Origin of the sequence: Microbulbifer mangrovi (genome assembly GCF_002009015.1) — a bacterium.
In the GTDB taxonomy this organism is placed as follows: domain Bacteria; phylum Pseudomonadota; class Gammaproteobacteria; order Pseudomonadales; family Cellvibrionaceae; genus Microbulbifer; species Microbulbifer mangrovi.
In genome coordinates this window covers 1-254 of record NZ_LZDE01000012.1, presented here as the reverse complement: position 1 = coordinate 254, position 254 = coordinate 1, and the positions used below count along the sequence as shown (strand labels likewise).

The 254-nt window shown below is 70.5% G+C and carries 1 protein-coding gene; it reads right to left on the bottom strand.

Annotation, left to right across the window (positions count from 1 at the left end):
• The coding region (locus B4U49_RS19585; protein WP_193432788.1) for a hypothetical protein at nt 1–254 on the bottom strand (254 nt) is incomplete at both ends.

Genomic DNA, 254 nt, shown 5'->3' with positions numbered 1-254 from the left:
GCATCCGCATCGGCATCGGCATCGGCATCGGCGTCAGCATCCGCATCGGCGTCGGCATCCGCATCAGCGTCCGCATCGGCATCCGCGTCCGCGTCGGCGTCGGCGTCGGCATCCGCATCCGCATCGGCATCGGCATCCGCGTCGGCGTCTGTATCCGCATCGGCATCCGCATCGGCGTCTGTATCCGCATCAGCATCCGCATCGGAGTCGGCGTCTGCGTCACCATCCGGTGGCGGCGGCGGCGGTGGCGGCGG